This is a genomic window from Streptomyces sp. NPDC053079 (genome assembly GCF_044546695.1).
Taxonomy (GTDB): domain Bacteria; phylum Actinomycetota; class Actinomycetes; order Streptomycetales; family Streptomycetaceae; genus Streptomyces.
This window is the reverse complement of record NZ_JBITZJ010000001.1, coordinates 406,953-424,392: the sequence shown is the minus strand read 5'-3', so window position 1 is coordinate 424,392 and position 17,440 is coordinate 406,953. Positions and strand designations below refer to the sequence as shown.

Below are 17,440 nucleotides of genomic sequence, written 5' to 3'. Positions count from 1 at the left end.
GATTGACCGGTTCACGGTCCGTCCCCCACCACGCCCGACTGTCGCCGGTGTTTTGGGGGTACGGACCAACGGACGGGAGGTAGCAAGCGTGACCGACTGCTTTGCTGACAAGGAAGGCCTCACCAGGCCGGTCGGCGAATCGGAAGCCGATGCGTTCGTGCGCGGCATCTGTTTCAAGACCGGACCACCCCGCCTTCTCGGTGTCGAACTGGAATGGCTCGTCCACGATCTGCACGACCGCACCCGCCCCGTCGCCCCCCACCGTCTGGCGGCCGCCGCCGACCGTGTGGGAGCGCTGCCGCTGCGGTCGTTGTTCACTGTCGAACCCGGTGGCCAGCTGGAATTCAGCTCACAGCCCGCCGGGTCCCTCACCGCCTGTGTGGAGGACCTCAGCGCCGACCTCGCCCTGGCCCGCGCCGAGCTCCACCCGCTGGGCCTGACCCTGGCGGGGTACGGCAAGGAGCCGTGGTACGAACCCCCTCGCGTCCGGGACGAGGCCCGCTACAACGCGATGGAGGTCTACTACGACCGGATCAACGGTGCCGGGCGCAACGTCATGTGCCGGACGGCGTCGGTGCAGGTCTGCGTGGACGCCGGGTACGAGGAGCCGGGGCCGCTGGGGTATCTGCAGCGCTGGCGGCTGGCCCACCTGCTGGGCGCGGTGCTGTCCGCCGCGTTCGCCAATTCCCCCCTCCACCTGGGGCGGCCCAGCGGATGGCGCTCCACCCGGCAGGCCTGCTACGCACGGATGGACCCGGGCCGCACCCTCGCCCCGGTGGGCCATCGCGATCCGCGGGCGGCCTGGGCGGCGTACGCGCTGAACGCGAACGTGATGTTCGTGCGGTCCGACGAGGAGCCCTGGGCGGTGCAGCAGGGGCTGGCCCTGCGCCAGTGGGCCCGGACGGGCCTTCCGCGGCGGCCCACGGTCGGCGATGTCGCCTACCACCTGACCACGCTGTTCCCGCCCATAAGGCCGCGCGGCCATCTGGAGCTGCGCATGATCGACGCGCAGCCGGGGGACGACGGCTGGATCGTGCCGCTGGCGGTGACCGCCGCGCTGTTCGACGATCCGTCGGCGGCGGAGGCCGCCTTCCGCGCGGTGAAGGCGCTGGCGGACACGCCCAGCCGGCAGCCTGCGCCGCGCAACGCGCTCTGGCGCAGGGCGGCCCGGCACGGCCTGGCCGACCCGGAGCTGCACGCCGCCGCCGTGGCCTGCTTCGCCGCCGCCCGGGAGGCGCTGCCCCGGCTCGGCGCGCAGGCCGGTGTCCTCGACGCCGTGGAGGAGTTCACGGCCCGTTACGTCGACCGCGGCCGGTGCCCGGCCGATGATCTGCTGGACGAGGTCGCCGGCAAGGGGGTCCGCCGGTGAGCGCCCCGGAGCAGGACCCCGTCACCCTGCGCGAGCGCGCCGCGGGCGCCCTGCTCACCGCCCGCGAGCGCACTCGCGCCCTGACCGGCTGCGTCGACGAGCGGGAGCTGACCGCGCAGCACTCGCCGCTGATGTCGCCGCTGGTGTGGGACCTGGCGCACATCGGCAATCAGGAGGAGCTGTGGCTGCTGCGTGCCGTGGCCGGGCACGAGGCGCTGCGCCCCGAGATCGACTCCGTGTACGACGCCTTCGAGCATCCGCGCGCCGAGCGGCCGTCGCTGCCCCTGCTGACGCCGGGGGAGGCGCGGGGGTACGTCGCGGAGGTGCGCGGCAGGGTGCTGGACGTCCTGGAGCGCACCCCGGTGCTGGGCGGCGGGCCGCTGGTGGAGGACAGCTTCGCCTTCGCCATGATCGCCCAGCATGAGCAGCAGCACGACGAGACCATGCTCATCACGCACCAGCTGCGCGGCGGCCCGCCGGCGCTCACCGCCCCCGAGCCGCCGCCGGCCGCGCCGGACGCCGCTCTGCTGCCGGCGGAAGTGCTGGTCGAGGGGGGCCCGTTCACCATGGGCACCTCGACCGAGCCCTGGGCGCTGGACAACGAACGGCCCGCGCATCCGCGCTTCGTACCGTCGTTCTTCATCGACACCCTGCCGGTGAGCAACGGCGCGTATCTGCGGTTCGTCGAGGACGGCGGCTACGACGATCCGCGCTGGTGGCATCCGCGGGGCTGGGAGCAGGTGCGCCGCCACGGGCTGGGCGCCCCGCTGTTCTGGCGGCGCGAGGGCGGTGCGTGGGTGCGGCGGCGGTTCGGGGTCGTGGAGCCCGTGCCGCCGGCCGAGCCGGTGCTGCACGTGAGCTGGTACGAGGCCGAGGCCTACGCGGCGTGGGCGGGGCGTCGGCTGCCCACGGAGGCCGAGTGGGAGAAGGCCGCCCGGCACGACCCGGTCTCCGGCCGCTCGAGGCGCTATCCGTGGGGCGAGGAGGACCCCACGCCCGAGCACGCCAACCTCGGCCAGCGGCATCTGCGCCCGGCGCCCGTCGGCGCCTATGCGCGGGGTGCGTCGCCGCTGGGGGTGCGGCAGCTGATCGGGGACGTGTGGGAGTGGACTTCGAGCGACTTCCTGCCGTATCCGGGCTTTAGGGCCTTTCCCTACCGGGAGTACTCCGAGGTGTTCTTCGGGGACCGCCACAAGGTGCTGCGGGGCGGGTGCTTCGCGGTCGACCCGGTGGCCTGCCGGGGGACGTTCCGCAACTGGGATCTGCCGGTCCGCCGGCAGATCTTCTCCGGTTTCCGTACCGCTCGCGACGCGGAACCCTCCTGATGTGCCGTCATATCGCCGTGCTGGGCCCGGACGCCCCGCTCGGTGAGAGCCTCGTCGTGCCCCCGTACGCGCTGGTGCGCCAGTCGTGGGCGCCGCGGTACATGCGCAACGGCACGGTCAGCGCGGACGGCTTCGGCGTCGGCTGGTACGCGCCGGGCGATCCGCTGCCGGCGCGCTACCGGCGGGCCGGGCCGATCTGGGGGGACGAGTCGTTCGCCGATCTCGCCCGCGTCGTGCGGGCCCCGGCGCTGCTGGCGGCGGTGCGGGACGCGACGTTCGCGGGAGCGGACGCGGAGGCGGCCGCGGCCCCCTTCGCGGGCGGCCCCTGGCTGTTCAGCCACAACGGTGCGCTGAGCGGATGGCCGGACTCGGCCGCCCCGCTCGCCCCGCTGCTGCCGCCGGGAGCGCTGCTGCGGCTCGCGGCGCGGTCGGACTCGGCGTTCGTCTGGGCGCTGGTGGAGCACCGGCTGCTGGCCGGCGAGCCGATGGGGCGGGCGCTGTCGGGGGCGGTGACGACGCTGGTCCAGGCGGCGCCGGGCTCGCGGCTGAACCTGCTCCTGACGGACGGGGCGGCCGTCGCGGCCACCGCCTGGGGCGACTCGCTCTGGTACCTGGCCGACCCCGGTGCGCGCCGGACGGTCGTGGCCTCCGAGCCGTACGACGACGATCCCCGCTGGAGAGAGGTCTGCGACCGCACGCTCCTGACCGCCGACCGCACCGGCGTCACGCTGTCCCCACTCGACCCTCAGTCCCCGCCTGCCGCTTCCTCGCGTCCTTCGCGTTTCCCGCTCAAGGAGCCCGTTTCGTGAGTCCGTTCGTCCTCACCCGCACCCTCCCCCTCGACGCGACGGCCGCCGCCCTGCGGGCGGACGTGGCCGAAGGCCTGACCCGCTCGCCCAAGGAACTGCCCCCCAAGTGGTTCTACGACGCCCGCGGCAGCGAGCTCTTCGACGAGATCACGCTGCTTCCTGAGTACTACCCGACGCGCGCCGAGCGCGAGATCCTCATCGCCCGGGCCGGCGACATCGCCGCGGCCACCAGCGCCCGTACGCTCGTCGAGCTGGGCTCGGGCTCCTCGGACAAGACCCGCCACCTGATCCGGGCCCTGGCGGAGCTGGAGACCTACGTCCCCGTCGACGTCAGCGAGAGCGCGCTCTCCGGTGCCGCGCGGACGCTGCTGGCCGAGCACCCGGCGCTGACCGTGCACGCCCTCGTCGCCGACTTCCAGTACGGGCTGGCCCTGCCCGACGTGCCCGGGCCGCGCATCGTCGCCTTCCTCGGCGGCACCATCGGCAATCTGCTGCCGGCCGAGCGCGCGACGTTCCTCGCCGGCATCCGCTCCGGCCTCGCCCCCGGCGACGCGCTGCTGCTCGGCACCGACCTGGTCAAGGATGAGCGGGTGCTCGTACCGGCCTACGACGACGCCCAGGGGGTCACCGCCGCCTTCAACAAGAACGTCCTGACCGTCATCAACCGCGAGCTCGGCGCGGACTTCGACCCCGGCGACTTCGACCACGTCGCCCTGTGGGACGCGCGGCGCGAGTGGATCGAGATGCGGCTGCGGGCCCGGACGCCGGTGGTGGCCAAGATCCCCGCGCTGGACCTGGCCGTGCACTTCGAGCCGGGCGAGGAGCTGCGGACCGAGGTATCCGCGAAGTTCCGCCGGGAGGGCGTCCGAGCGGAGCTTGCGGCGGCCGGGCTGGAGCTCACCCACTGGTGGACGGACGAGGAGGACCGGTTCGCCCTGTCCCTGTCGGTGCCGGTGGTGCCGTAGCCCCCCTGCCTCCCCCGCCTCGCGCCGGCGCGGGAGGTGGGGCACGGTGGGACCATGTCCAACCACACCTATCGGGTGACAGAGATCGTCGGCTCCTCGCAGAAGAGCGTGGACGAGGCGATCCGCAACGGGATCAACCGCGCCGCGCAGACGCTGCGGGAGCTGGACTGGTTCGAGGTGACCCAGATCCGCGGCCACCTCGAGAACGGTGCGATCGCGCACTACCAGGTGGGCCTCAAGGTCGGGTTCCGGCTGGAGGACGCCTAGGGGCGGCCGCCGGAACCGACGGTGACCGGCAGCGCCTTGAGGGCGTGGGACCGGAACGAGGCACGCCGGCGCAGCGTCCGCGGCGCGGCCGCGAGGCCGATGCGCGGGAAGCGCTCCAGCAGGGTGCCCAGCGCGATCGCGGTCTCCATGCGGGCGAGCGGCGCGCCGAGGCAGTAGTGCAGGCCCTGGCCCAGCGAGAGGTGCTGCTTGTCCTCGCGGTGGATGTCGAACGCGTCCGGGTCCCGGTGGCGTTCGGGGTCGCGGTTGGCGGAGGCGATGCCGAGCATCACGGTGTCCCCGGCCGGAATGCGCACGCCCTCGATGTCGACGTCCTGCGTGGGGAACCGGCGGATGGCCCACTGGTTGGGGTGGGCGTGGCGCAGGATCTCCTCGACCGCGCCCGGCAGCAGGCCGGGGTCGGAGCGCACCGCGTCCAGCTGCGCGGGGTGGCCGAGCAGGGTCAGCAGGCCGTTGGTGATGAGGTGCTGGGTGTTCTCGCTGCCGGCGAGCAGGATGAGGAAGGCGAGGGAGACCAGTTCGTCCTCGCTGAGCCGGTCCCCCTCGTCGCGGGCGGCGATCATCGCCGACAGCAGGTCCTCCCCGGGGGCGGCGCGCCGGGCGGCGACCAGGTCCAGCAGGAAGCGGTGGATGTGGCCGACGCTCTCCGCGATCTGGCCGGGGTACGCGGGGTCGAACATCGCGCCCGCCCAGGCTGAGAACGGGCGCCGGCTGTCCTCGGGCACGCCGAGCAGGTCCCCGATGACGATCAGCGGCAGCGGATTGGCGTAGTGCTCGACCAGGTCGGCCGCGCCGTCGTGGGCGGCGAGCCCGTCGGCGAGGCGGTCGGCCGCGGCCCGTACCCGCCCGCGCAGGTCTTCGACGCGGCGGGGGGTGAACGCCTTGGACACCAGGCGGCGCAGGCGCAGGTGGTCGGCGGGGCCGATGTTGAGCAGGTTGGCGTCCAGGGCCGGCGGCAGAGTGAAGCCTTTGTAGCCGTTGCGGGAGTGGGCCTTGTCGACCGAGAGCCTGCCGTCGCCCAGCCCGGCGCGCACGTCCCGTTCGCGCAGCACCAGCCAGATCGGGGAGCCGTCCGGGGTGGTGACGTGGTGCACCGGGCCTTCGGCGCGCAGCCGGGCGTACACGGGGTAGGGGTCGTCGAAGAACGCCGTGTCGAACGGCATGGGCAGGGTCATGCTGTTTCCTCGGTCCGGGTGCTCGTGGTGTCCGCCAGGGCCGCGGTGACGAGGGGCGAGCCGGCGAACGCGCGGGCCAGCCTGCGCTGGAAGGCCAGTTCGGCGGCGAGGTCGCCCGGTTCGGCGACGCGCGGGGCGTGGGTGTGTCCGGCCGGCTGCCGCTGTGCGGCCTTCGCCTGGATCGCGGCGCGGAGCTGGGCCGCTTCGACGACGACGGCCACGTCGTCGCCTTGCAGCTGCGCGGCCTCGGCCCGGCGGCGGGCGGCGTCGGCCACGGCGGGGTCCATCCAGGTCCGCAGGGACCACTGGGCGTCGCGGATCTCGACCACCGTGCGGTACAGCCGGGTGCGCAGGTCCGCCCGGGGGTCCAGCGGTATGACGGGTTCGGGCACCAGGGCGGTGACCTCGCGGTGGAAGGGGACCAGCTCGCGGTAGGTGAGGCGGTCCCTGACGCCGTCCGCGAGGGTGCTGAGGTGGCGTCCCCAGTCGGGGATCGTCCAGCCGATGATCTTGGTGATGGTGGCGATGGTGACGGCGAGCTGGGCGATGGGTTCCCAGGCGCGTCCGTCGGTGCCGAACTGCCCGGCGATGACGTCCGCGGCCCGGCAGCCGCTGTAGACCAGGGCGAACGGCAGGGTGAGGGCGATCAGGAGCAGGCCGCGGCGCAGCCACGGGGTGGCGGCGACCTTGGCGTAGCGCCAGCCCAGGATGCCGACGTCGATCTGGTTCGCCGTGTAGGCCACGAGGTAGACGGTGATGTACGCGGGGTAGTACTGGGCCTTGGACAGGGCGAAGTCGTTCGGCGCCTCCCGCTGGATGGTGGCCGCCGAGAAGAGCGTCACCATCGTGACGAGGACCAGGGCGAGGGCGATGAGGCGGGGCACCGCCTTGCGCCAGGCGGTGGCCCGTTCGTGGGTGAGGTGCAGCAGCACCAGCTGCTGGCAGGCGGACATCAGCACCACGCAGCTCTGGGTGAGCAGTCCGGAGAAGTTGACGATGCCCGCGGCCCGGCTGGTGGCCACCCATACGACGGGGGTGGAGACGGTGTAGGTGATCCCCAGGAGGAGGAAGTTGCCGGTCAGCGCCAGTTGTGCGGCGGACCGGTCGGTGCGCAGGACGCGGGTTTTGTACAGCAGGGCCAGCCACGCCACGCCGGCGCAGACGGGGTACAGGACGCTATTCATCTCTCCCTCGGAGGGTCGGGGACTCCAGGGCGGCGAGCCGGGCGGCCAGTTCCCGGGCTTCGGGCGGCACGGTCCAGGTGCGTTGTGCCGTCCAGGTGCCGATCTGGCGGCCGATGAGGGAGCCGACGAGCTCCGCTTCGAGTTCGACCTCGGAGTGCTCGTGTTCGCGGCCCAGCACTCTGCGCACCATCTCGGGGTCGAGGGAGGGCAAGAGGAGCCGGGAGGAGTCGGCGGTCATCACGGGGGCCGCGTCGTGGTCGCAGACGACGTGGCCGATCTCGTGGAGGATCACCTGGTGCTGGTGGACGGGGGCGAGGCGTTGTTCGAAGACGACGTAGTCCTGGGCCTCGGCGGAGACCCACAGCCCGTCGGGGCTGCCGAGGGGCAGGTCCAGGGGGATGAGGTGGATGGGGCGGCCGTGCAGGCTGCTGATGTGCGCGCAGACCTCGTCGATCGTCAAGGTGCCCCGGGCGGGCAGGCCGAGGGCCCGTACCCGTTCCTCGCACTGTTCCCTGATGCCTCCCGGGCGCTTGCCGCCCGGTCCGAACCGCCATCTCACCACGATCACCGTCTCCTCACCCGCCCCGGCCCGGCGGCGTCAGCCGCGTGGCGCCACCGTCGCGAGCACCTGCGGCAGCGGGTACCAGTCGGCGGTGGCGAAGCTGGCGTGGGCTCTGGCCAGGAGGGAGACGCGCTCGCGGGCCTGGGCTTCGGTGGGGCGGGTGACGTCGATGGCGGGCGGCACGTTGTGGGCGTCGGTCATGACGAGGAGGTAGTGCCGGCTGTCGTACCAGGCGGTGTCGATGCCGCCCTTGAGGTAGGTGGCGGCGTCGCCGTCGAAGAGCACGAACCAGGGGCGGATGCCGGCGTCGGCGTAGCGGGTGCGCGGGTCGCCGGGGACCGCGCCGTGGACTGCGGGGAAGGCGCCGGCCTCGCGGATGCGGCCGGCGGCGGCGAGGTCGCGCAGGTGGGTGGCGTACTCGCGGTCGGTCCACAGGCGGTCGGCGGGGTTGCGCTCCTCGACGGTGCCGGGGATGAGTTCCACGAGGAACTTGCCGGCCAGGGCGGAGCGGTCGGCCCAGCGCCCGGCCCGTGCGGCCTCGTCGAGGGTGGCGTGCTCGCCCAGCAGGTCGGCGGGGCGGTAGAGGGCGTCGCCGAGCCGGCTGGTGAGCAGGGCGTCGAGCTCGGCGGGGCCGCGGCCGCTGTCGGCGTTGAAGCCGTCCTTCATCTCGACCTTGAGCAGCACCGGCCGGTGGCCGGGGTGGGCGTCGTGCCAGGCGCGGATGTCGGCGAGGCAGCCGGCGAGGGGCTGGTTGCGGGACTTGGTGCGCAGTTCGGCCGGCGAGCCGGCGCCCTCGCAGTTGTTGGCGTTGCGCAGCGGGTTGGCGTGGGAGACGCGGAAGGAGCTGCCGCCGAAGCCGTTGGACCAGACGTCGAGCTCCAGGAGGGAGGCTCCGGAGTCCAGGGCGTCGGCGAAGTAGGGGTATTTGGCCTGTTCGTAGGCGTTGTGCACCCCCACCGAGGTGGTGGCGGCGTAGGAGAGGGGCCGGGCGGGTGCCGCTCCGGCGGGGGCCGTCGGGGCGGCCAGTGCGGCCGCCACCGCGACCGCGGTCACTCCGGTTCGTATGGCCGTCCGCAAGGTCCCCACCACTTTCGTCTCCGTGCTCGGTGATCGCTGATGTGATCGATGAGCAGGTTACGGGAGTTGACCAAGTGGTAGGGACCCCAGGTCTCAGCCGGCGGCGTAGACGTCCTCGACGTAGCGTCCGGCGTCGGTCAGTTCGCGCAGCCACGCGTCGGCGGCGCGGGCGTCGGAGCCGGTCCGGCGGGCGTGGAGGTCGCGCAGGGCGGCGCGTACGCCCGGTGCCATGCGGGCGCCGTCGCCGCAGACGTACACCCGCGCCCCGGACTCCAGCAGGGACCAGATCTCGTCGCCCTCGGCGGCCAGGCGGTGCTGGACGAACGGGCCGCCGCCGGCCTCCGGCCGGGCGCTGAAGGCGGGGCGCACGGAGACCGCGCCCGCCTCCTGCGCCGCGTGGAGCTCGGCGCGGTGCAGGAAGTCGGCGTCGGGGTCGTCGCAGCCGAAGTACAGCAGGGCGGGCGCCGGCCGGGTGCCGGCCGCGGCGAGGGCGGCGCGGTCGGCGACCACGCCCCGGAAGGGGGCCAGTCCCGTGCCGGCGGCGATCATCACGACCGGGGTCCGCTCGTGGTCGGTGACGCGGAACGCCTCGCGGCACGGCTGGACGCGGGCCAGGACGGTGTCGCCGGGCCTCAGTCCTGCGAGGTGCGCGGAGCCGGTGCCGCGGAACTCGCCCCGGCCGGAGCGGGCAGGTGCCTGCAAGAGGGAGACCATGAGGTCGACGTGGCGGGCGTCGACGGCCGGGGAGGAGGAGATGGAGTAGTGCCGCGGGCGCATCGGGGGCAGCAGCTCGAGCAGGGCGGCGGGGCCGAGGGCGCCGCGCAGGGCGGGGTGGTCCTCGATGAGGTCCAGGACGGTGCGCGGGTCCTCGGCGGCGACGCCGCGCAGGGCTTCCTGCTCGGGCGGGCAGGGGTTGCGGTCGGCCAGCGCCTGAAGCTGACGGGGCGTCGGGCCCTGTTGCAGTTCCAGGTGGTGGGAGAGGAGTTCGCCGGCGGTCAGCGGCCTGTCGACGGGAAGGCTGTCGCGTCCGGGGCGGTGCGGGTGGACGGACAGGACGGTGGCGGGGTCGACGCCGAAGAGGGCGGCGGCGCGGTCGACGAGGCGGGGGTCGTTGACGGGCAGGACGGTGAGGTGGTCGGCGGTGCGGTAGGTGACGCCGTCGGGGAGGGCCAGGCGCAGGAAGCGCTTGGTGCGCGGGTGGGCGGGGTCGGTGAGTTCATGGGCCTCGGTGACTGTCATGGGCACCATGTCGTGCCGGGCCGCCAGGGCCGAGAGCGGGCCACCGGTGATCTCGGTGACGCTGTGGGCGGGGCCGTCGGGCGACGCCGGCCGGGCCGCGCCGGCGCTCGCCGGGTCGCCGTAGTGCTCCAGGAGCGTCCGGGTCAGGGCCCGGGTGAACTCCTCCACGGCGCCGTTCAGGTCGCCGGAGGCGTCGGCCTCGGCGCGGGGCAGCAGGCGCGTGCCGCCGAGGGCTTCGAGGCGCTCGTCGAGGAGGGTGGGCACGCGCTGGTAGGTGGCGGCCCAGTTGCGGTCGCCGATGCCGAGGACCGCGTAGGGCACCCCAGCGGCCGCGCCCGGTCCGGCCTCGCGCTCGGCCCACTGCGTGAAGCGGGCGGCGTCGTCCGTGGGGCGGCCGTTGTACGAGGCGGCGACGACGACCACGGGGGTGCCGGCGGGCAGGGCGCCGGTGTGCTCGTCGAGCGGGGCGAGGGCGGCGTCGAAGCCGAGGCGGCCGGCCTCGTCGGCGATGCCCCGGGCCAGGTCGCGGCAGGTGCCGTAGTTGGAGCCGTGCAGGACCAGCAGGCCGGTGCCCTGGCCGGCGCGGGTGGGCAGCCCGGGGTCGTCGCTCCGGTCGGTGCGCACTGTGGTGGAGGTGCCGCCGGGGAAGGCGCCGCGGCCGAGGGTGCGGTCGGCGGAGGTGCGGCGCGCGAGGGTGAGGGTGAAGCCGTCGGGCTTGAGGGTGAGGGTCTCCTTGACGCGCAGCCGGTAGCCGGCGCTGTCGACGAGGCGGTAGCGGTGGACCAGGAGGGCCAGCAGCATGGTGGCCTCGTGCAGGGCGAACTGGCGTCCGATGCAGGCGCGTTCGCCGGTGCCGAAGGGTTTGTAGGCGTGCGGTGAGCGGGCCGCCTCCGCCTCGGGTGCGAAGCGTGTGGGGTCGAACAGCTCGGGGTTGTCGCCCCAGACGGGGTCGCGGTGCAGCATCGGGGTGAGGACGGTGACGCCTTCCCCCGCGCGCAGCGGGTAGCGGCCGCCGAGCAGGGTGTCCTCGCGGGGTTCGCGGACGAAGGCGGCCGCGGTGGGCCACAGCCGCAGGGCCTCGCTCAGGACCTGGCGGGTCCAGCGCAGCCGGCCTATGTCCTCGAAGGTCGGGTCCGGGTCCTCGGCGTCGCCCCACAGCTCGTCGGCCTCGCGCTGGGCCAGGCGCAGCGAGACGGGGTCCTTCAGGAGGTGGTGGAGGGCGAAGGACAGTGCCCCGGAGGTGGTTTCGTGGCCGGCGATGAGGAAGGTGATGACCTGGTTGCGGATGTTGGCCGCGTCGAGGGTGGTGCCGTCGGCGGGGTGCGGGGCGCCGAGCATGAGGCCGAGGAGGTCGTCGGTGCGGGTGTCGCCGGAGGCCGTGCGGGCGCTGACGACGTCGTCGACGACGGTGGTCAGGAAGGCGGCGTCGGCCCGGAAGGCCGCGTCCTCGGCCACGTAGTCCCCGCCGGGGTCCCGGCCCAGCTGGTTCATGCTCCACTCCAGGCAGCGCACCATGGCGCCGACGAAGGGGTGCGGTTCGCCGCCGCGTGCGAAGGACTCGAAGTCGTAGCCGAACCCGGCCAGTCCGATGGTGTCGAGGGTCATCCGCGTCATGTCCTCGGGGACGTCGACGGGGGTGCCGGCGGCGAGGTGGGCGTCCCAGGAGTCGATGAGCCGGCGGGCGACCTTGACCATGGCCGGGTGGTAGGCACGCATCGAGCCCAGGGCGAAGGCGGGCATCAGGATGTCGTGCGCCTTGGCCCAGTTGGGTTCGTGGTTGTAGGCGGTGAACAGGCCGTCGGCGGTGAACTCGCGGACGTTCTCCAGGGCCGGGCCGACGTGCTTGGTGAAGCGTTCCTCGTCGGCGAGCTCGGCGACCAGGTCGAGCGAGGTGACGAAGAGCCGGTCGCTGTCGTGCAGGCGGCGCCGGAAGATCGGTCCGTGCCGGCGGGCCAGGCGCATCGCCTGCTGCAGGGGGGTGCCGGTGGCCCCGACGGCGGAGACGTCCACAAGGGGAATGGCGGCCGCGGGGGCCTGGGTCACATACGTCATGCGTTCAGCCTCGCCGCCCCGCCTCGGACCGCCCGGCCCGCGGACTACATGATTGTGCAGTGGCTCCCGGCGCGTCGCGCTTGCGCACGTGCCGGGGCCGGGCACCGAGGTGGGCGAGCGAGGAGACCGGGTCCGTGAACAGCGAGCAGTTCTTCGCGTGGCGCAATTACTTCCTCATGCTGCTCGACCGCGTCCCGGTGCCGATCGCCATCTGTACGTGCGAGGGCGTGGTGACCATGGCCAACCCGGCCATGGCCGCCCAGTGGGGCCTGTCCCCCGGCCAGGTGCGGGGCCGCAGGCTGCTGGACCTCTTCCGGCCCAGCAGCAGCGCCGCCGGCCAGCTCGGCAGGCTCGCCGAGGCGCTGCGGCTGGGCCACCGGTCCCGCTACACCATCGACGTGCGCTGGCGGCAGGGCGCGCGGGAGCCCGAACGGGAGGGCGAGCTGCTGGTGGACCCGGTGGGCGATCCCTCCCCGGAGTTCCCGACGCTGCTGGCGGTGCTGCGGGTACGGGACGAGCCCGTGGCGCGGGAGCCGGTGGCCGAGGTCAGCGAGGTGGAGGGGCTGATCCTCGCGCTGGTCGCCGCCGGGGCCACGACGGCCGCCATCGGCAAGGCGGTCGGGCTGACGGTGGACGGCGTCAACTACCACGTGGGCCGGCTCACCCGGCGCTGGCGCGTGCCCAACCGCACGGCCCTGGTGGCCAAGGCGTACGTGCTGGGCGTGCTGGCTCCCGGGCAGTGGCCGCCGGCGCCTCCCGCCGCTCAGCGCCCGCGGGGCGGGTGACGCAGCACGCAGTCCCCGCACATACCGCCGCCGGCCACCCGGTAGTACAGGCAGCAGGTGCGCCGCTCGAAGACCGGGCCGCCGCGGGTGCGGCGCAGGGTGCCGGTGTCGCGCAGCAGCGGGTCCCGGAACAGGGCCCGGGTGAGGGCGAGCGCGTGGTCGGCGTCCTGTGGGCGGTTGTGCTCCAGGCACCAGGTGTGCAGGACGCGCAGGGAACCGGCCAGGGAGGACGCGGCGTTGCCCCACAGCAGCCGGGCCGAGACGGGCGTCGCGGCACGGGTGGCGTGGTGCAGGGGGACCAGCAGGCCGTGCAGCACGGCGGCCGAGATCCGCTCGGCCTGCCCGGCCGGGTCCGCGGCCGGCGCGACGGCGGCCGGTGCGGGGAGCAGGAGGTCGTCGGGGGCGCTGCGGGCCGGGTGCCACCGCAGATCGCCGCCGGCCAGGTCGGGGACCCGCCCGGTCAGGACGGCCGAGCCGAGCGCGATGGACGTCAGCCGGCCCGCGATGCCCTGGAAGGCGATGGAGGCGGCCACGCGGCGGTCCGCCGTCCCCAGCCGCTCGGCGACGGTCTCCACGCGCAGCCGCACGGCCTCTTCGCCCAGGGGCAGATAGCCGCTGTCGGCGCCTTCGGGGTCGTCGCCGGTGCGCAGGGCGAAGAACGGCCCGACGTCGGCGAGTTCGCGAAGGCGCATGGGCCGGTCGGTTCCTTCGGTCGGTCGTCCGCCCCGCGGGGCGGGGCAGGGGGTCGAAAGCGACCAGTATGCCCGGGCGGTGTCCGTCAGCAGAACTCCGCCCGCAGCACGTCCCCCGCGGCCCTGGTCCCGGCGAGCCAGTCGCCGTTGAAGTCGAGGACCAGCCGGTGCCCCGCGTCCCGGGTGGCGTAGGCGATGCTCTGCGTGCCGTAGAAGAGGCCGTCGTGGCCCCACACCTCCACCCCGCACGGCAGCCGGTACCGGAACAGCCCCAGTCCGGTGGCGATGTCCGGTTCGTTGCCCATGGGGACCGTGGTCGTCATCCGCGTCAGTTGCGCCGGCGGGAGCAGCCGGCCGCCGAGCAGCGCGCCCAGGAAGCGGTCGAGGTCGGCGGTGGTGGAGATCATGTCGCCGACGGCCCACAGCAGGGACGCGTTGAACTCGGTGACGTCGTGCGTGGTGCCCGGGTCGTCGTGGAAGCGGGTGTAGGCCCGCCCGCTCGGCCTGGGGAGCCTGCCGTCGGCGCCGGGCAGGGTGGTGGAGTGCAGGCCGAGCGGTTCGGTGATGCGCCGGCGCAGCTCGGTCGCGTACGGACGGCCGGTGACCCGTTCGACGATCATCGCGGCGAGGGTGTACTCGGTGTTGGAGTAGGACCAGCCGGTGCCCGGCTCGAAGGTGGGGGCGTGTGTCATGGCGAGCCGGACCAGCTGTTCGCCGCTCCAGGCGTCGTGGCGGTGCTCGAGGAAGGCCTTGCCGTAGGCCTTCTCGCGGACGGTGGGGTCGTCGAGGTAGTTGAAGACTCCGCTGGTGTGGTTGAGCAGCTGAGCGATGGTGATCCTCCGGCCGTCGTGGCCGTTCCCGCGCACCACCCCGGGCAGTCGCGCGTCGACCGTGTCGGTCATCGCGACCCGGCCCTCCGCCTCCAGCTGGAGCAGGACGGTCGCGACGAACGTCTTGGCGATGCTGGCGGTCCGGAAGTGGTCCCCGGGCAGGTACGGGCGGCGTGTGGTGAGGTCGGAGACCCCGGCCGAGCCCTCCCACGGGCCCTGCCCGTCATGGGCCCGCGCCAGCACTCCGGGGATGCCGTCGCGGACGGCGGCCTCCATGGCGGCCCGGGTGCGCTCGTGTCCCGCGCCTTCCCCGGCGGGGGTCGCGGAGGGTGCGGCCACGGCCACCGTGAGGGCGGTGACGAGCGCTGCCAGGGCGGCCCGCAGCGTACGCCGGCCGTCGGCGCGTCCCCGCCCGCGCGCACGCCCGGCCCCGGCGTCTGCCATGGTCCCCGCCCCCTGACGACCCGATGCACCCCGCCTGCCCGGGCCAACTCCCCTTCTTCGGCCGACGCGAAACGGATCGGGCCGACTGCTCACCCGAGTAGGTGACGGCAGGCACGGCGCCCGGCGGGTACTTGACCCACCGTCACCTCGTCGTGACAGGCTCGAGCGACATCGATGTCGCTCGAGGGGCGTGGTCGGATGAGACGGGCCGTACACCCACTGCTGCGCCGCACCGGCGTGATGGCTCTCGCCCTCGTGGCGCTGCTGGGCTCCACCGCCCTCGTCCCCCCGGGGCCGGCCGCGGCGACGGCCCCGGACGAGGAGCTGACCGGCCTCGTCAACCCCTTCATCGGCACCCGGAACGAGGGCAACACCTTCCCCGGGGCCGCCGTGCCCTTCGGCATGGTGCAGCTCTCCCCCGACACCGGCCACAGCACGGGCTACGACTACCAGGACCACCACATCCGCGGCTTCAGCACCGTGCATCTGTCCGGCGTCGGCTGCCGCATCGGCGGCGACCTGCCGGTGCTGCCCACGACGGGCGACGTGAAGCAGACGGACAACGCCCGGTACGCCGCCGAATTCAGCCACCGCGACGAGCGGGCCCGCCCCGGCTACTACCGCGTCAGACTGGGCTCCTACGGCGGCATCACGGCGGAGCTCACGGCGACCGCCCACACGGGCCGCCAGCGCTACACCTTCCCGGCCACGCAGAAGGCCAACGTCCTGTTCAACACGGGCCAGTCGCTGCACAAGACGGTCTCCACCAGCGTCGAGATCATCGACAGCCGTACGGTCCGCACCACCATCACGGGGCGCGGCTTCTGCCAGGACACCCGCCCGTACACCGTGCACACCCTCACCCGCTTCGACCGCCCCTTCACCGGCTACGGAACGTGGAACGGCGACGCGCTGGCCGACGGCTCGCGGGCCTCCACCTCGCGCAGCCGCAACGGGGCCTGGGTCCGCTTCGACGCCACCGACGACCGGGACGTCGAGGCCACCACCGCCATCAGCTACGTCGACGCGGCGGGCGCGCAGCGCAATCTGCGCGCCGAGGAGGACGGCTTCGACCGCACGGCCCTCGCGGCGCACGACGCCTGGGAACGGCGGCTGCGCGACGTACGGGTCCAGGGCGGCGGCGCGACGCTGCGCCGGACCTTCTACTCCTCGCTCTACCGCGCCTTCCTCGCGCCCAACATCGGCAGCGACGTCGACGGCCGCTACACCGGCTGGGACCACAAGGCCCATCAGGCCAGGGGCTTCACGTACTACCAGAACTGGTCGTTGTGGGACACCTACCGCACCCAGGCCCAGCTGCTGGCCCTGCTCGCGCCGCGCGAGTCCAGGGACATGGCGCTGTCCGTGCTGCGGATCGACGCGGAGGGCGGCTGGCTGCCCAAGTGGGGCTACGGCCCGGTCGAGACCAACATCATGACCGGTGACCCCGTCACCCCCTACCTGACCAACGCCTTCCAGCACGGCCTGCTCGCCGGGCACGAGGAGGAGGCCTACCGGGTCCTGAGGAAGAACGCGGACGGAATGCCGCCCGCCGCCTCCCCCGCCGTGGGCCGGGAGGGCAACGACCGCTATCTGCGCGACGGTTACGTGCCCCACCTGCCCGACCGGCCCAAGAGCAAGCCCGGCGACTCCGACCTGCACGAGGGCGCCTCGGCCACCTTGGAGTACGCGCTCGCCGACGGGGTGCTCGCCCGGATGGCCCGCGAGCTGGGCCACCGCGCGGACGCCGACCGCTATGCGAAGCGGTCGCTGAACTACCGCAGGCTCTACGACCCGGCCACCGGCTTCTTCCGGCCCCGTGACGCCTCCGGCGCCTTCACCGGGTCCGCCGACCCGGCGAAGAGCCCCGGCTTCCACGAGGGCACGGCCTGGCAGTACCAGTGGCTGGTGCCGCAGGACCTGCCCGGACTGGTGCGGCTGATCGGGGGCAAGGACGCGGCCGACAAGCGGCTCGACTCCTTCTTCGCCTACGACCGCCTGCTCGCCGACCCGGCGCGCACCGCCCGCCAGGTGTGGGTCAACGGCCCGTACGATTACTACAACGCCGACAAGTACAACCCGCAGAACGAGCCGGACCTCATCGCCCCGTACACCTATCTGTCCACCGGCCGCCCGTGGAAGACGACGGACGTGGTGCACGCCGCGCTGACCCTGTTCACCGACAGTCCGGACGGGATGACCGGCAACGACGACCTGGGCACGATGTCGGCGTGGATGGTGCTGTCGGCCATCGGGGTGTACCCGGTGCAGCCGGGCGCGGACGTGTGGGGGCTGAGCACACCGGTCTTCGACCGGGTCGACCTGCGCCTGGACCGGCGCTGGTACCCCCGGGGCCGCTTCACCGTCAGCGCCCCGGGCACCTCGCGGGAGAACCGGTACGTGCGCACGGTGCGGCTGGACGGTGCCGCGTACGACCGCACGTATCTGACGACGGACGCGATCCGCCGGGGCGAGCGGCTGGACTTCACCGTCGGGACGAAGCCCTCCGGCTGGGGGACGACCGCCCGGGCCGTGCCGCCCGCCATCGGCTGATCCCCGCCGCCCCTGCGGGGCGGCGCCTTCCGTCGCCGCCCCGGCTCGGCCATGATGACCGCGATCCCGCCCTGAAGGATCGACGAGAGGACAA

Annotated in this window: 14 protein-coding genes; 7 read left to right on the top strand and 7 right to left on the bottom strand. The window is 73.9% G+C overall.

Annotated features, from left to right (window positions below; translation table 11 throughout):
• Window positions 1–88 precede the first annotated feature (88 nt).
• Genes egtA through ACIGXW_RS01870 form a run of 5 tightly spaced genes read left to right on the top strand, consistent with a single transcriptional unit; the run spans window position 89 to window position 4,735 of the window.
• Window positions 89–1,369 carry an ergothioneine biosynthesis glutamate--cysteine ligase EgtA gene (gene egtA / locus ACIGXW_RS01890; RefSeq protein ID WP_071962691.1) on the top strand — a complete coding sequence of 427 codons (1,281 nt, stop codon included), beginning with the start codon at window positions 89–91 and terminating at the stop codon, window positions 1,367–1,369.
• Window positions 1,366–2,694, top strand: a complete 1,329-nt coding sequence (gene egtB / locus ACIGXW_RS01885; RefSeq protein WP_399568810.1) for an ergothioneine biosynthesis protein EgtB — start codon at window positions 1,366–1,368, stop codon at window positions 2,692–2,694. The genes egtA and egtB overlap by 4 nt, the downstream gene beginning before the upstream one ends.
• Window positions 2,694–3,503 (top strand): ergothioneine biosynthesis protein EgtC, encoded by an 810-nt coding sequence (egtC, locus tag ACIGXW_RS01880; RefSeq protein WP_399568808.1) that lies wholly within the window; start codon window positions 2,694–2,696, stop codon window positions 3,501–3,503. The genes egtB and egtC overlap by 1 nt, the downstream gene beginning before the upstream one ends.
• The gene (gene egtD, locus ACIGXW_RS01875; RefSeq protein WP_071962687.1) at window positions 3,500–4,468 is read left to right on the top strand and encodes an L-histidine N(alpha)-methyltransferase; all 969 of its coding nucleotides are present in this window, start codon (window positions 3,500–3,502) and stop codon (window positions 4,466–4,468) included. Before egtC ends, egtD begins: the two co-directional genes overlap by 4 nt.
• A gap of 54 nt (window positions 4,469–4,522) precedes the next feature.
• Window positions 4,523–4,735 (top strand): dodecin, encoded by a 213-nt coding sequence (locus ACIGXW_RS01870; RefSeq protein WP_071962686.1) that lies wholly within the window; start codon window positions 4,523–4,525, stop codon window positions 4,733–4,735.
• Here the strand turns inward: ACIGXW_RS01870 and ACIGXW_RS01865 are convergent.
• The 5 genes from ACIGXW_RS01865 to ACIGXW_RS01845 all read right to left on the bottom strand — a co-directional run bounded on the left by ACIGXW_RS01865 (window position 4,732) and on the right by ACIGXW_RS01845 (window position 12,042).
• Entirely contained in the window at window positions 4,732–5,928 is a 1,197-nt protein-coding gene (locus ACIGXW_RS01865; RefSeq protein WP_399568806.1) for a cytochrome P450, read from the bottom strand. The two genes, ACIGXW_RS01870 and ACIGXW_RS01865, sit on opposite strands and share 4 nt — an antisense overlap.
• Window positions 5,925–7,112, bottom strand: coding sequence for an MAB_1171c family putative transporter (locus ACIGXW_RS01860; protein ID WP_399568802.1), 1,188 nt, complete (start codon window positions 7,110–7,112; stop codon window positions 5,925–5,927). Before ACIGXW_RS01860 ends, ACIGXW_RS01865 begins: the two co-directional genes overlap by 4 nt.
• The gene (locus tag ACIGXW_RS01855) at window positions 7,105–7,674 is read right to left on the bottom strand and encodes a hypothetical protein (protein ID WP_399568800.1); all 570 of its coding nucleotides are present in this window, start codon (window positions 7,672–7,674) and stop codon (window positions 7,105–7,107) included. The genes ACIGXW_RS01860 and ACIGXW_RS01855 overlap by 8 nt, the downstream gene beginning before the upstream one ends.
• Window positions 7,675–7,710: 36 nt before the next feature.
• Window positions 7,711–8,727 (bottom strand): phosphatidylinositol-specific phospholipase C domain-containing protein, encoded by a 1,017-nt coding sequence (locus ACIGXW_RS01850; RefSeq protein ID WP_399568798.1) that lies wholly within the window; start codon window positions 8,725–8,727, stop codon window positions 7,711–7,713.
• A 117-nt stretch (window positions 8,728–8,844) separates the two neighbouring features.
• A complete protein-coding gene (locus ACIGXW_RS01845) occupies window positions 8,845–12,042 on the bottom strand; it encodes a bifunctional cytochrome P450/NADPH--P450 reductase (RefSeq protein WP_399568796.1) in 3,198 nt (1,065 codons plus the stop codon).
• Between the two features lie 176 nt (window positions 12,043–12,218).
• Between ACIGXW_RS01845 and ACIGXW_RS01840 the strand changes: the two genes are divergently transcribed.
• Window positions 12,219–12,827, top strand: coding sequence for a PAS domain-containing protein (locus tag ACIGXW_RS01840; protein ID WP_399570767.1), 609 nt, complete (start codon window positions 12,219–12,221; stop codon window positions 12,825–12,827).
• Here ACIGXW_RS01840 and ACIGXW_RS01835 read toward each other — a convergent pair.
• Complete coding sequence (locus tag ACIGXW_RS01835; RefSeq protein ID WP_399568794.1) at window positions 12,806–13,519, bottom strand: (2Fe-2S)-binding protein; 714 nt, start codon at window positions 13,517–13,519, stop codon at window positions 12,806–12,808. The genes ACIGXW_RS01840 and ACIGXW_RS01835 overlap by 22 nt on opposite strands.
• Window positions 13,520–13,605: 86 nt before the next feature.
• Window positions 13,606–14,793 (bottom strand): serine hydrolase domain-containing protein, encoded by a 1,188-nt coding sequence (locus ACIGXW_RS01830; protein WP_399568792.1) that lies wholly within the window; start codon window positions 14,791–14,793, stop codon window positions 13,606–13,608.
• A gap of 198 nt (window positions 14,794–14,991) precedes the next feature.
• On the opposite strand from ACIGXW_RS01830, the gene ACIGXW_RS01825 reads away from it, so the two are divergent.
• Window positions 14,992–17,346, top strand: a complete 2,355-nt coding sequence (locus tag ACIGXW_RS01825) for a GH92 family glycosyl hydrolase (protein ID WP_399568789.1) — start codon at window positions 14,992–14,994, stop codon at window positions 17,344–17,346.
• Window positions 17,347–17,440 lie beyond the last annotated feature (94 nt).